14 protein-coding genes are annotated in these 12,482 nt (G+C 59.5%); 7 read left to right on the top strand and 7 right to left on the bottom strand.

From position 1 onward, the window contains the following. Nucleotides 1-150 precede the first annotated feature (150 nt). Nucleotides 151-2,601: an ATP-dependent helicase HrpB gene (gene hrpB / locus AC2FD8_RS16495; RefSeq protein WP_496857906.1), complete on the bottom strand. Its 2,451-nt coding sequence runs from the start codon at nucleotides 2,599-2,601 to the stop codon at nucleotides 151-153. A gap of 120 nt (nucleotides 2,602-2,721) precedes the next feature. Here hrpB and meaB point away from each other — a divergent pair, with 120 nt between their 5' ends. The 5 genes from meaB (at nucleotide 2,722) to AC2FD8_RS16470 (ending at nucleotide 5,590) form a co-directional block, all read left to right on the top strand. Next, nucleotides 2,722-3,693, top strand: a complete 972-nt coding sequence (gene meaB / locus AC2FD8_RS16490) for a methylmalonyl Co-A mutase-associated GTPase MeaB (protein WP_496857904.1) — start codon at nucleotides 2,722-2,724, stop codon at nucleotides 3,691-3,693. A 221-nt stretch (nucleotides 3,694-3,914) separates the two neighbouring features. After that, a complete protein-coding gene (gene rpmB, locus AC2FD8_RS16485; protein ID WP_085794823.1) occupies nucleotides 3,915-4,202 on the top strand; it encodes a 50S ribosomal protein L28 in 288 nt (95 codons plus the stop codon). 395 nt (nucleotides 4,203-4,597) lie between these two features. Beyond that, complete coding sequence (locus AC2FD8_RS16480; protein WP_496857902.1) at nucleotides 4,598-4,948, top strand: hypothetical protein; 351 nt, start codon at nucleotides 4,598-4,600, stop codon at nucleotides 4,946-4,948. Between the two features lie 47 nt (nucleotides 4,949-4,995). Then, the gene (locus tag AC2FD8_RS16475; RefSeq protein ID WP_496857900.1) at nucleotides 4,996-5,436 is read left to right on the top strand and encodes a copper chaperone PCu(A)C; all 441 of its coding nucleotides are present in this window, start codon (nucleotides 4,996-4,998) and stop codon (nucleotides 5,434-5,436) included. A gap of 13 nt (nucleotides 5,437-5,449) precedes the next feature. Then, nucleotides 5,450-5,590, top strand: a complete 141-nt coding sequence (locus AC2FD8_RS16470) for a hypothetical protein (RefSeq protein WP_496857898.1) — start codon at nucleotides 5,450-5,452, stop codon at nucleotides 5,588-5,590. 5 nt (nucleotides 5,591-5,595) lie between these two features. On the opposite strand, the gene AC2FD8_RS16465 is transcribed toward AC2FD8_RS16470, so the two are convergent. Continuing rightward, entirely contained in the window at nucleotides 5,596-6,204 is a 609-nt protein-coding gene (locus AC2FD8_RS16465; protein WP_496857897.1) for an HdeD family acid-resistance protein, read from the bottom strand. Between the two features lie 67 nt (nucleotides 6,205-6,271). Next, nucleotides 6,272-6,958, bottom strand: coding sequence for an NAD-dependent deacylase (locus AC2FD8_RS16460; protein WP_496858022.1), 687 nt, complete (start codon nucleotides 6,956-6,958; stop codon nucleotides 6,272-6,274). 28 nt (nucleotides 6,959-6,986) lie between these two features. Here AC2FD8_RS16460 and AC2FD8_RS16455 point away from each other — a divergent pair, with 28 nt between their 5' ends. Continuing rightward, complete coding sequence (locus AC2FD8_RS16455; RefSeq protein WP_496857895.1) at nucleotides 6,987-7,430, top strand: low molecular weight protein-tyrosine-phosphatase; 444 nt, start codon at nucleotides 6,987-6,989, stop codon at nucleotides 7,428-7,430. Here the strand turns inward: AC2FD8_RS16455 and AC2FD8_RS16450 are convergent. From AC2FD8_RS16450 to AC2FD8_RS16440, 3 genes are all read right to left on the bottom strand, one after another. Then, nucleotides 7,427-8,380, bottom strand: coding sequence for a LysR family transcriptional regulator (locus AC2FD8_RS16450; protein ID WP_496857894.1), 954 nt, complete (start codon nucleotides 8,378-8,380; stop codon nucleotides 7,427-7,429). The genes AC2FD8_RS16455 and AC2FD8_RS16450 overlap by 4 nt on opposite strands. Nucleotides 8,381-8,446: 66 nt before the next feature. Next, nucleotides 8,447-8,755 (bottom strand): hypothetical protein, encoded by a 309-nt coding sequence (locus tag AC2FD8_RS16445; RefSeq protein WP_496857892.1) that lies wholly within the window; start codon nucleotides 8,753-8,755, stop codon nucleotides 8,447-8,449. Between the two features lie 2 nt (nucleotides 8,756-8,757). Then, nucleotides 8,758-9,858, bottom strand: a complete 1,101-nt coding sequence (locus AC2FD8_RS16440) for a Hint domain-containing protein (protein ID WP_496857890.1) — start codon at nucleotides 9,856-9,858, stop codon at nucleotides 8,758-8,760. Between the two features lie 162 nt (nucleotides 9,859-10,020). On the opposite strand from AC2FD8_RS16440, the gene lepA reads away from it, so the two are divergent. Further along, on the top strand, nucleotides 10,021-11,820 hold the full coding sequence (lepA, locus tag AC2FD8_RS16435; RefSeq protein WP_496857888.1) for a translation elongation factor 4: 1,800 nt from the start codon (nucleotides 10,021-10,023) through the stop codon (nucleotides 11,818-11,820). A gap of 91 nt (nucleotides 11,821-11,911) precedes the next feature. Here lepA and AC2FD8_RS16430 read toward each other — a convergent pair whose 3' ends face one another. Beyond that, nucleotides 11,912-12,481 carry a hypothetical protein gene (locus AC2FD8_RS16430; RefSeq protein WP_496857886.1) on the bottom strand — a complete coding sequence of 190 codons (570 nt, stop codon included), beginning with the start codon at nucleotides 12,479-12,481 and terminating at the stop codon, nucleotides 11,912-11,914. Nucleotide 12,482 lies beyond the last annotated feature (1 nt).

Here is a 12,482-nt window from a genome sequence, read left to right as displayed (position 1 = left end):
GAAAACACCTTACCTCAATGCATGTTCAGATAGTCGTCGAAATCGATGAATGCAACGTAACCGCGGAAAAACGGCCTTTCTTAGGGGTTTGGCGGCAATTTTATCGCAATTTGGGGGGTGATTTGACAAAATCCTGCGCTCGCGAGCGCCTCAGCCGGGCCTGCGTTTGGCCCGCAGCGTCGGATCGGCCTGCGTTGGATCTTCGGGCCAGGGGTGTTTGGGGTATTGTGCGCGCATGTCCTTGCGCACATCCGCGTAAGAGCCAGCCCAGAACCCCGGCAGATCGCGAGTGATCTGGATCGGGCGCTGCGCGGGCGACAGAAGGGTGATCTTCAGCGGCGTGCTACCGACCACCGGATGGCGCGTTACACCGAACATCTCTTGCAGGCGCACCGAGATTTCGGGCGCGTCGCCGCTGTAGTCAATCGGGACTTTGCGGCCCAGCGGGGTGATGAAGGATCCCGGTGCGCGGCGGTCCAGCTCTTGAGTCTGCGCCCAGTCCAGACGGGCCCGCAGCGCGGGCAGCAGGTCAAAGCGCTTCCAGTCCTCTGCGCTGCGCACGCCCGAGAGCATGGGCAGCAGCCAGTCTTCCACTGTGTCGATCAGCCCTTGGCCCGAGAAGTCGGGCAGATCGATTCCATCGGCGCGCACCAATTTAACACGCGCGGCCAACCGGGCGGCGGCACCCACCAGCCGCAGCCCCAGATCGCGCACGCCGTCCAGCATGGCACGGGCAATCGCGTCTTCAGGGACGTCTTTCCAGATCCGATCCTCCAACGTGATAGCGCCGAGGCGTTCCTGCCGCCGCGCAATGACCCTCCGGTCGCGTTTCGACCAGTCGCAGCTGGTCTCCCATCCGATCTGGTCTGCAAACAGGGCGCGGATTTCGCTGTCGCTGATCTGTACGGCCATGCGCGCCTTGGCCTCGCGCGGGTTCCCGTCCGTATCTATGACCACCAAATAGGGCGCGCCTGCCAGCGTGTCGCCATTGTCCATCACAACACCCTTGCCGCCAGACAGCACATAACGCGGGGCGTCGCCCTTGCGCCTCTGGCCAATGCGGTCTGGGTAGGCCAGCGCGGCCATTGAGGCCGGGCTGAGGTTTTTGGCCTCAGGTCCGGCCTGCGCCCGCAACCGTTTGGCCTCGGTCTTGACCCGGTCCAACACGCCCATATTGACCTGCCAAACCCGGTTGCGCTGAAACGCACGGGCGTCGCGCAGCGCCTCAAGCCGCAAGGACAAATCGACCGGAGCGCCCTTCAACGGGTCACGTTCCGCCATCAGCGCGGCCAGAGGGGCTGCCTGCGCCCCCGCCGTGACCAGCATATGACCCAGTCGGGGATGCAGGGGCAGGGCGGCCAGTGCGCGCCCATGATCCGTGATCCGCCCCTTGCTATCCAGAGCGCCCAGTAGGGTCAGCAACGCCTGCGCTTCGGCCAGAGCGCCCTCGGGCGGTGCTGTCAGAAATGCCAGATCACCGGCTTCAGCCCCCCATAGCGCCAGTTCCAGCACAAGCCCGGTCAGATCGGCGGCCTCGATCTCGGCAGGCGGGTAGGCGGCCAACGCGCCCTCTTCGCCTTTCGACCACAGCCGATAGCACAGCCCGTCGGAAACCCGGCCCGCCCGCCCGGCGCGCTGGGTTGCTTCGGCCCGCGTCACCCGTTCCGTCACCAGCCGCGACATGCCCGAGCCAGGATCGAACCGCGCCCGCCGTGCCTGTCCCATATCAACCACGACGCGGATATCGGGGATCGTCAGCGAGGTTTCGGCAATCGAGGTCGCCAGCACCACCTTCCGCCCGCTTTCAACCGGCGCAATCGCCGCGCGCTGGGCGGCAAAAGGCATGGCGCCAAAAAGTGGACGCACAACGCAATCCTTCGGCAATCGCCCGGACAGCGCGGTTTCGGCGCGGCGAATTTCACCCTCACCCGGCAGAAACACGAGTATACCGCCGCCGACGGCGCGGCTTTCCCGCTCAGCCTTTATGACCAGATCCATCAGCGCATCCAGCCGCCGGGCCTGCGCACCCAGCGGTTTCTCCAACCATCGCGTTTCAACCGGATAGCTGCGCCCTTCCGAAGTCACCAGCGGGGCGTCCATCAACCTCCCCACAGGGCCTGCATCCAGCGTTGCCGACATGGCCAGCAAGATCAGGTCATCCCGCAGGGCTCCGGTAACCTCAAGACACAAGGCCAGCCCCAGATCGGCATTCAGCGAGCGTTCGTGGAACTCATCGAAAATTACCGCGCCAACGCCGGGCAGGTCCGGCTCGGATTGCAACATGCGGGTCAGGATGCCTTCGGTGACCACCTCGATCCGGGTGGACTTCGACACTTTCGCATCGCCCCGGACACGGTAGCCGACCGTTTGCCCGGCGCGTTCGCCCAGAGTCTCGGCCATCCGTTCGGCTGCTGCGCGGGCCGCCAGCCGCCGGGGCTCCAGCATCACGATTCGACCGGCGCATATCCCGGCCTTTAGTATTGCCAGAGGCACCCGCGTCGTCTTGCCTGCACCCGGCGGGGCCTGCAGCACGGCGCGACCATGGGCTTTCAGGGCTTCCAGCAAGTCTGGAATGGCGTCATCTATCGGCAAACGGCTCATGCGGCCTTATCGCCAAAGCGGGACCCGACGTCCAGAAGCAGCGCAGTTATTCCCGCGGGGCCTCTGGACAAACCACGTGCCGCGCATTCATTTAGGGCGGAATCTAGAGGGACCGGATGGATGGACATAGCTGACTTGGGCGACAGGATATTGCAGGGTGAGCGCCGGGCTTTGGCACGTGCAATCACCTTGGTCGAAAGCCAGCGCGAAGATCATCGGGCGCAAGCGACCGAGTTGCTGTCCCATCTGGCGCAATCCGGGCGACAATCCCTGCGGATCGGACTGTCGGGCACGCCGGGCGTCGGCAAGTCTACCTTCATCGAAAGCTTTGGCATGATGCTGATCGGGCAGGGGCTGCGCGTTGCCGTTCTGGCCGTCGATCCCAGTTCGGCCCGTTCGGGCGGCTCGATTCTGGGCGACAAAACCCGGATGGAGCGCCTGAGCCGCGAGAAAAACGCCTTTATCCGCCCGTCGCCCAGTCAGAGCCACCTTGGCGGCGTCGCCCGCCGCACCCGCGAGGCTATCGCCCTGTGCGAAGCAGCCGGCTACGACGTCGTCCTGATCGAAACCGTGGGCGTCGGTCAGTCCGAAACCGTGGTCTCAGAGCTGTCGGATCTGTTCTTGCTGCTGCTGGCCCCGGCTGGCGGGGATGAGTTGCAAGGCGTAAAGCGCGGTATCATGGAGATGGCCGACATCATCCTGATCAACAAGGCCGATGGCGACCTGAAGTCGACCGCAACCCGAACCTGCGCCGACTACGCCGGTGCCCTGCGCCTTTTGCGCAAGCGGCCTCAGGATCCTGACGGTTTCCCAAAGGCCATGGCGGTTTCAGCGGTCGAGGAACACGGGCTGGACACAGCATGGACAGAAATCCAGACGCTGACCGATTGGCGGCGCGAGGCAGGGCATTGGCAGTCCAACCGTGCGGCCCAAGCCCGCTATTGGTTCGATCAGGAGGTCCGGCATGCGCTGCTTGCGCGCCTTGAAACCGCCCAGGCCAAGGCGCAATTGGCACAGCTTGATGCCGAAGTGTCTCAAGGTCGCCTAAGCCCTGCCGCCGCTGCCGAGAAAATGCTCGCGAGCCTGGTCTGATGACACTTTCATCTTTTCAAAAATACTCATGCCGCAGGCACAGCCCGGCGGGCCGTTCTCTGGCTAACGATTTCGGAAAAGAATTCCTCTGCCGTGTCTTGACCCTTCTAGTGATTCCCACTACACGCATCCAACCAGTTTTCGGGCGCGACTTCGGGTTGTGCCCCTTGTGATTTGGCCGCAGGCTTTTTGCCGGGCCTCCAGAAACAAAGGAAGAAACCATGTCGCGCCGTTGCGAACTGACCGGAAAAGGCCCGATGACTGGCAACAATGTCAGCCACGCCAAAAACAGAACTCGTCGTCGTTTTCTGCCGAACCTGAACGACGTTACCTTGCAGTCCGAGACCCTGGGTCGCGGCGTCAAGCTGCGCATCTCGGCCGCCGCTCTGCGCTCGGTCGACCACCGTGGTGGTCTGGACGCGTTCCTGGCGAAAGCCAAGGACGAAGAGCTGTCGGCAAACGCTCTGAAAGTGAAAAAGGAAATCGCCAAGGCACAAGCCGCGGCCTAAACTTTTACACCTATACAATTTTCAAGCCCTGAACCTGCGTGGTTCGGGGCTTTTTTGTTGGAAACGACTGATGACAACTGTGGCCGGTCTGGAAACAAAATTCGCTTGAGTGATCTTGTTCACAGACCAAGCTGCCCTATTTTTGACATTATTGATTTATCCATGACGAGTGTTGTCCAATGTCATTTAGAAGTTTTTATTTCTTTCTTTTGCTGAGTACGCTGGTGGGTAAGGCGATTTCTGCATGTTCGCGCATGCAGCGCCGGGTGAACCGGACTCATACCAGCCTCACAAAGGGAACCGTAAAACGTCGCGGCCTGGAATACTAAAGCGATTTCGGGCGCGACGGTTTGGCGCTTGAAGCCCGGTTGCACAGCGGCCTATATCGAGGCCGAATGACACGTTTTGCGCCACGTATTCTGCCCGTTGTGATGTGCCTGTTGGTTGTGCTGACAGGCCAGGGATTGGCTGTTTCGCGCGGAGTTGACCGCGCCGTGGGGCAGATGGTGCTGTGCACCGGCTCCGGGCCCGTTGTCGTTTACATGGACGACGAGGGGCAGCCGACTGCGCCTCCGCACTTTTGTCCTGACTATGCTTTGTCACTGCTGGGGGCGGTTGATCCCAATCCTCCGGTATTGCCTGATGCACCGTTGTTGGCTGTCGTTCAGCCGCCGTGCCGGGATGTAAGCCTGATCGCGCTGCCGTTGCCCCGGAAACCGGCGCGGGCGCCTCCTGCATTGGCCTGATTTCGCTTCGGATACAAATCAGACCAATTGAAAGAAGGAGAGGCGCGATGTCCCTCAAATCCACTCTGTTCGCAACTCTGACCAGCTGCATTTTGGCCGTTCCGGCCGTTGCTGCTGATATCATCGTGGTAGACGACGCCTATGCGCGATCATCTGGTAAGGCGGCCAAGGCGGGCGCGGCCTTCATGGTGATACAAAACACCAGTGAAACCGATGATCGCCTGATCAGTGTGATTTCGGACGTATCGGCCCGGGTCGAGCTGCACACTCATATGATCGACGATGCAGGCGTGGCCAAGATGGTGCATGTCGAGGAAGGTTTTGTGATCCCGGCGGGTGAGAGCTTTGCGCTCAAGCGCGGAGGTGCCCATGTGATGTTCATGGGCCTGAAGACCCCGTTTGATCAAGGCGAGACGGTGCCGGTTACCCTGGTTTTTGAAAACGCAGGTGAGGTCGCGGTTGAGATTCCGGTAGATCTGGAACGCTAGGACAAGCACGGCCATGACGGCCACGGGTCGCATTCGAACCAAAGCGTTTCGGGACGCTTTAGGCGAACGCCTGTCTTCGGGCCGCGCTGCGGCCGTCATCCATGCGTCAGGCCGGGCAGAACGCCCGGCCTTTTGCACCTATCGGTTGATGTAGGCACTTTAGCGATTGATATTTTTCATGCCGACCCGGTCGTTGGCGTTGCGCAGACGATTGGCCAGCCAGAACATCACACCCGCAATCGCAAGTGCTGAAAAGGCAATGGCCCATCCAAGTGCGATCAGCGCAACGGCTGGCCAGATCAGCAGCACCAGTCCGATGATCAAAGCGGCAATCCCTGATCCACGCATCGAGCCGCGTTGAGGATCGCGCTCATTCATTTGTTGCGAAGCGGCCAGTGAGCCGATGCCGATGATCAATGCCCAGGCACCCAACAGGAAGAAGGCCAGCTTGACGGTGCCTTCGGGCCAGATCAGCAGAATCAGGCCAATCAGGACAGCGCCGATGGCCGCCCCGCCCAACAGCCCGCGACGGCCAACCCCCAGCAGGGTCAACCCGCCGTCGATGATCAACAGCGCCCCAACCAACCGTAGCAACAGCGCGATGCTGCCCGAGGGCCAGAACAGCGCGGCGATACCGACCAAACCTGCCAAAATCCCACGTATCAGAAACGTCCACCACAGGCTTGAGAGTTGCGCGCTTAGCCGGTCGCGTTCTGCCATACTGTCATTGTCCAGAATTTCACCGGTTTTCGGGTTTTGGTCTGCCATGTCGCGGCCTCGTTTCTGTTGTTCTTAAGGTGGGTAGGACGCCCTTACCCTGTCTGTAGTCTCAGATTCATGCGCCAAGCAAGCGGTTGACCCATTGTTCTACGGTTTCAGTTGCCTTGCCCAGGATTTGGTCGTCAAAGCCACCGCCTGTCGGTTCGAGGTTGATCTCAATCGTGTGCGCTCCGGCGGCCCGCGCTTCGTGGACGAAAGCCGCCGCTGGATAGACCTGACCCGAAGTGCCAATGGCCGCAAAGATCGTGGCTGAGGCGAGGTGATCGAAGATCTCCTCCATATGATAGGGCATTTCCCCGAACCAGACCACATCGGGCCGCGCGGTTGGGGCATTGCAGGCCGGGCAGGGCTCGTCCACGGCCATCTCGGGCGGAGCGGTCCAGCGGTGATCGCAGGATGCGCACAGCGCGCCGGACAATATACCGTGCATATGGATCACATCCTGCGCGCCGCCGGCTTCGTGCAACCCATCTACATTCTGCGTGACGATCACAACTTCGCCGGGAAAGTCCTTTTGCAGCCGGGCCAGCGCTTCGTGCGCTGCGTTGGGGTGCACTTTCGCGGCTTGCACGCGGCGGGCATTGTAGAACCCCTGAACCAGCGCGGGATCACGGGCGAAACCCTCAGGCGTTGCCACATCCTCGATCCGGTGTTGCGCCCATAGGCCGCCCTCGTCGCGAAAAGTGCTGAGGCCGCTTTCGGCGGAAATACCAGCCCCGGTCAAAATGACGATCTTTTCCATATGCCCCTCACGCGTTACAGATTGGCCCATGACACATCGTATCCTCTTTGTTTGCCTGGGCAATATCTGTCGGTCTCCTGCAGCCGAGGGCGCCTTTCGCGCTCGTGCGCCCCATCACACAACCGATAGCGCCGGGACGGCGGGCTGGCATGTTGGCAAGCCGCCTTATGGCCCGATGCAATCCGCAGCCAAAGCGCGGGATATCGAACTGAGCGATCTGCGGGCCCGGCAATTCGTGACCAAGGATTTCGAACGGTTCGATTTGATTCTGGGGATGGACGCTGAGAACATCGCGAATATCGAAGCCCTGCGCCCAATCGGGAATGAAACGCCCGTGCGCTTGCTGACTGATTTCGCGCCTCAGACCGGGGCAGATCACGTGCCCGATCCCTACTACACGCGGGATTTTGACGGAGCGCTGGATCTGATCGAAACCGCCGTCGACGGGCTTGCCATGCATCTTGAGGGCTAGCCGTCTATCACCCTCAACTGCCCGCTGAGCCAGGGCAGCTTGGCAATGGCCGGGTCGATCATCTGGCTTTGCATCAGACGTCGCATCATGCCTGAAACCTCTTGCGGGACCTGATCGGACCAGTCGGTGCGGGTGAACAACGAAATCGTACGCGAAAATGCCCCAAGCGGGCAGGGATGCGCGTGCAGGTCCTCGTGGAACCGGGCCGCGCGCATGTATCCTAGCGGCGTTGTGATTGCCCAGCCCAACCCCCGCGCCACCATCGCCATAAGGGCCAGATGCGAGCCGATCTCGAAGCGTTCTTCGAACTCGATCTGTTGCCGGGCGATATGGGACTCGATCTGGCGGCTGATCAACTGCTCGCGCGCATATCGCAGGAAGGGCAGATTCTCGACGGCCTCGGCCCCGTCGCGAACGCTGCTTGGCGCAACCAGAATGAACGGGTCCTGAACCAGAGGGTATTCGACCACCCCTGCCAGCACCTCGCCACTATGGGCCGAGACGGCCATGTGCAGGCGCTGTGCCTCCAGCTCGGTAAACAGATCCAGACTGGGCAGGGTGATCAGTTTGAATTTCGAGCGCGTTAGGCTGTCGGCCAGCAGGGTCGCAAGCCGCGGCGTCAGGTCGTTGTCAAAATCGTCGATCAACCCGATGGACAGCGTCGTCAGGTGCCCCAGATCCATCACGGTCAGTTCGCTTTGGGCCATCTGAAGCTCGGACAGAACCGCCTGCGCGCGGGTCAGAAAGCTGCGCCCGGCCTGCGTCAGCCGCATGGGCCGCCGCCCGTGATCGACCAGATCAGTGCCGAGGGCCTTTTCCAGATTGCGCAACTGTTGGCTGATTGAGGGCTGGCTGAGACCCGTGATCTCGGCCGCCTGCGCTACCGATCCTGTCCGGGCCAGCGCCTCAAACACCTCAAGGCCCCGGAGGGTCAGCCCTTTCAATACCATAAGATACACCTTTCGCTGCGCCATTTCTGGGGCGCAGCGGGCATCAGGTCAAGGTTTCAGAAGGGCTTAGCTGCAGATCGCCTGCGCCATTTGGCCAAAGTTCTGATACCGATCCCACAGCGCATCATCGCGTGCGGTCTGCGACATCTTCAATTCCTGCGCCTGATGGGGGTCTTCGAACCACTTTGCCACTGTATTCTGATCACCGCGCGTCAATGCCTGATCCGCCACGCGTTGAATGCAAGAACACCGCGCCCGCGTCGCCGCGTCACGATCCGACGCCAGACACGCCCGCTTGATCTTGGCCGCATCCGCAACCGGAGCCACCGCTGTCAGCGATGCCGCACAAAATGCGATTAGGAGGAACTGTTTCATGCTCATGCCTCGTTTTTGCCTGCCCGGACGGGTCTTACGCCCCTCTCGGTCTGCGGCGGAGTATGAATCAAACGGGGCTTGGGATCAATACGTAGGACTTCCCAAAGCAAGACCGTGGCTTCACGACGCCTTAGTGGCATTCGCGCGATCTGCATTGGCCCGGCCGCTAAGGGGCCGATATTCCGAAAAAACAAAGCGTCTGGCTCTGTGTCTCGAGGTGCTTTCGCAACAAACATGCTTTCTGACTCAATCCCGTTGGCTTTTAGGATGCTATGTCGATCAAGCAAGATGTGATGATAACAAGCGGCGCGTGCATCGGAGAAGTGGGCAAGGCCAACATCAACAAGGCTGATTGCTGGAACATACACGTCCGGGGCCCCAAACATTAACTCAGCCGCAGGGTGCGTGATCAGCAGCCGATGTTGCTGCGAAATGCTGAGTGCAATTGGGTTTTGCAATGGGCCGGGGGGAATTTCGACAGGTCTAAATCTGCCGCTCGCGATGACATCTTGGCATCCGACCCAAGTGATTGACAGGTGCCCGTCATCTTTCGTCCAGACCAAGTCGCCCACCTGAAGCTTCTCAATCGGGATATCACCCTTCGGGGTCTCTATAAGTGTTCCGCGGCAATAGCAGATGGGGCTCACATAATCTGAGGATTCAAAGCTCGGACCCTCTTGTGTGCTGACGACGGTTAGCGGGATACCTGACGGAGGAAACCCGCCCGGGCCGCCGATGAAAGCTATCCCTTCAACGGTACCAAAGGCGGGGGAGGAGTTATTCACATTGAAGGCAACCGCCTGGTAGGTATTGGTTCCATCCGTCAGGGTAATTCCATATTCGGCCTCAACCCGCGTACCACTGGAAAACAGGGTTCCATCGATTGTTTGGTCACCATCCAAACGCTGATTGCCATCATTGTCCGCAAAGCTCGTGTCTGAACCTGCGTCCGTGATGAAGACTTCTGTAGCAGCACGCGAGTCGATTGTGATTGTTTCGCCAATCAGATGGATGCCAGTGCCCTGAGTTAGGCCGTCCAGCCCTTGCGCGACCGAAATCGTTAGCTGGCTTTCGCCCAAAACGAAGATAGAATAGTCGGCCACCTGACAGCTGCTTTCTGGTTCTTATTCGGATCAGTCGCTGTAGGTATTCTACCCATTGGCTAGAATCCGGTAAATGCTACTGGTCAGAAAGCTGCGGGAATGGCCTTTTTTGCAACGCTTCAGCGCTTGACGAGACCACAAACTCCGGACATATCCCAACCCATGACAGACCTCGCTCATATCCGCAATTTCTCCATCGTCGCGCATATCGACCATGGCAAATCCACCCTTGCTGACCGGCTCATCCAAGAGACCGGGACAGTCAAGGATCGCGACATGAAGGAACAGCTGCTCGACAGCATGGATATCGAGCGCGAGCGCGGGATCACCATCAAGGCCAACACGGTTCGCATCGACTATACCGCCGACAATGGCGAGCATTATGTGCTGAACCTGATCGACACCCCCGGCCACGTGGACTTTGCCTATGAGGTCAGCCGCTCAATGCGCGCGGTCGAAGGCTCTCTGCTGGTCGTGGACTCGACCCAAGGGGTCGAGGCGCAGACGCTGGCGAACGTGTACCAAGCCATCGACGCTGATCATGAGATCGTGCCGGTGCTGAACAAGATTGACCTGCCCGCGTCCGACTGCGACCGCGTGGCGGAACAGATCGAGGATGTGATCGGCATTGACGCGACCGACGCCATTCAGGTCAGCGCCAAGACGGGGCAGGGCATCCACGAAACGCTTGAGGCCATCGTGCAGCAACTGCCCGCACCGCAGGGCAATCTGGACGCGCCGCTCAAGGCGATGCTGGTGGATTCGTGGTACGACGCCTATCTCGGCGTTATCGTTCTGGTCCGCATCATGGACGGCACGTTGAAAAAAGGCATGCGGGTCAAGTTCATGTCGAACAACACCCTGCACCATGTCGACCGCGTCGGTGTCTTCCGGCCCGAGATGGAGATGGTCGACAGCCTCGGCCCCGGTGAGATCGGCTTTCTCACCGCATCGATCAAACAGGTCCGCGACACTCGCGTTGGGGATACCATCACCAACGACCGCAACGGCACCGAGGTCGCTCTGGATGGCTTCAAACCCGCGCAGCCGGTGGTGTTCTGTGGTCTCTTCCCCGTTGACAGCTCCGAATTCGAAGACCTGCGCGACGCGATCGACAAACTGGCGCTGAACGACGCCTCGTTCAGCTTTGAAATGGAAACCTCGGCCGCGCTGGGCTTTGGCTTCCGCTGCGGCTTCCTTGGGCTGCTGCACCTTGAGGTCATCCGCGACCGGATTGAGCGCGAATATGATATCGAGCTTATCACCACTGCGCCGTCGGTGATCTATCACGTCTACATGAAAGACGGTGAGATGATCGAGCTGCACAACCCCGCCGACATGCCCGATCCGTCGAAGGTCGACCATATCGAGGAACCGCGTATCAAGGCGACCATTCTGGTGCCGGATGAATACCTCGGCGACGTGCTGAAACTGTGTCAGGACCGCCGCGGCATCCAGCTGGACCTGACCTATGCCGGTTCACGTGCGATGGTTGTCTATGACCTTCCCCTCAACGAAGTTGTGTTTGATTTCTATGATCGCCTGAAATCGGTAACAAAAGGTTACGCCAGCTTTGACTACCAGATGACCGGCTATACCGAGGATAATCTGGTCAAGATGTCGGTGCTGGTGAATGACGAACCGGTTGATGCGCTGTCGACCATGGTTCACCGCGACCGGGCCGAGATGCGGGGCCGGGCGATGTGCGAAAAGCTCAAAGACCTGATCCCGCGCCACATGTTCAAAATCCCGATCCAGGCCGCCATCGGAGGCAAGGTCATCGCCCGCGAGACCCTCTCAGCGCTGCGCAAGGACGTGACCGCGAAGTGTTATGGGGGCGACGCCACGCGGAAACGCAAGCTGCTGGACAAGCAGAAGGCGGGTAAGAAGAAGATGCGCCAGTTCGGGAAAGTGGATATCCCGCAGGAGGCGTTTATTAGCGCCTTAAAAATGGACAGCTGAGTCTGCCCATTTTTTCGGTGGGTAGGCGAAAGCCGTTGGCGCAGCCAACTACGTGCCCACGCGATTAGATCGATGAAGAAGTTTGGTTTTCTTAGGTTGGGTGCTCTACTATCGGCACAACTCTTTGATGTATTCTGGATGGAAGGTCTTCGTGAATAAGGGCAATCATGCTCAAAACAGTGAGATAGATCCTGTCAGCATCTTTTAGTACGACGTCAATTTGCTCCCGCGTCACAGCGGTATTTTCGCGCTGAAACTTGGGTTCCTTTTTCGTACCGGTTTTGGTTACATAGTCGACACGCATGAAACCTTGGGGACTGTCAAAGAATGCGCCGTGTGCGGCCATATGCCGATTCTGTACAAATCGTTTAATCCAGTCAGATAGCTTGGATAGCTCATCCGAGAACCCAAATGTTTTTGCTGGCTCACTGCATTTACCGAGCTGTTTGAGGAAGTCACCAGTGCGGAGCTTTCTAACTTTACAGTACTCATGAAACCAATCCTCGCTTTCTGGTTCCAGCCCTCTCAAGCAAACAATTAAGGCGCTGGCCATCATTTCAATGTGCGCGCACGTTTGAAGGTAGAGCCCCAATTCGTATGCAAACTCTCGTCGAATGAGTTGTTCTACTGCTGTACCTTTATTTGGAAATGAGTTCTTCATA

Source organism: Ruegeria sp. YTSC192 (assembly GCF_059609705.1).
Note: the sequence above shows the minus strand (reverse complement) of the source record. Positions and strands in the feature narration are given on the sequence as shown.

Bases quoted from the DNA above. Each gene is read 5' to 3' on its own strand.
- hrpB (WP_496857906.1), bottom strand. From the start codon at position 2,601: ATGAGCCGTTTGCCGATAGATGACGCCATTCCAGACTTGCTGGAAGCC.
- meaB (WP_496857904.1), top strand. From the start codon at position 2,722: ATGGACATAGCTGACTTGGGCGACAGGATATTGCAGGGTGAGCGCCGG.
- rpmB (WP_085794823.1), top strand. From the start codon at position 3,915: ATGTCGCGCCGTTGCGAACTGACCGGAAAAGGCCCGATGACTGGCAAC.
- AC2FD8_RS16480 (WP_496857902.1), top strand. From the start codon at position 4,598: ATGACACGTTTTGCGCCACGTATTCTGCCCGTTGTGATGTGCCTGTTG.
- AC2FD8_RS16475 (WP_496857900.1), top strand. From the start codon at position 4,996: ATGTCCCTCAAATCCACTCTGTTCGCAACTCTGACCAGCTGCATTTTG.
- AC2FD8_RS16470 (WP_496857898.1), top strand. From the start codon at position 5,450: ATGACGGCCACGGGTCGCATTCGAACCAAAGCGTTTCGGGACGCTTTA.
- AC2FD8_RS16465 (WP_496857897.1), bottom strand. From the start codon at position 6,204: ATGGCAGACCAAAACCCGAAAACCGGTGAAATTCTGGACAATGACAGT.
- AC2FD8_RS16460 (WP_496858022.1), bottom strand. From the start codon at position 6,958: ATGGAAAAGATCGTCATTTTGACCGGGGCTGGTATTTCCGCCGAAAGC.
- AC2FD8_RS16455 (WP_496857895.1), top strand. From the start codon at position 6,987: ATGACACATCGTATCCTCTTTGTTTGCCTGGGCAATATCTGTCGGTCT.
- AC2FD8_RS16450 (WP_496857894.1), bottom strand. From the start codon at position 8,380: ATGGTATTGAAAGGGCTGACCCTCCGGGGCCTTGAGGTGTTTGAGGCG.
- AC2FD8_RS16445 (WP_496857892.1), bottom strand. From the start codon at position 8,755: ATGAAACAGTTCCTCCTAATCGCATTTTGTGCGGCATCGCTGACAGCG.
- lepA (WP_496857888.1), top strand. From the start codon at position 10,021: ATGACAGACCTCGCTCATATCCGCAATTTCTCCATCGTCGCGCATATC.
- AC2FD8_RS16430 (WP_496857886.1), bottom strand. From the start codon at position 12,481: ATGAAGAACTCATTTCCAAATAAAGGTACAGCAGTAGAACAACTCATT.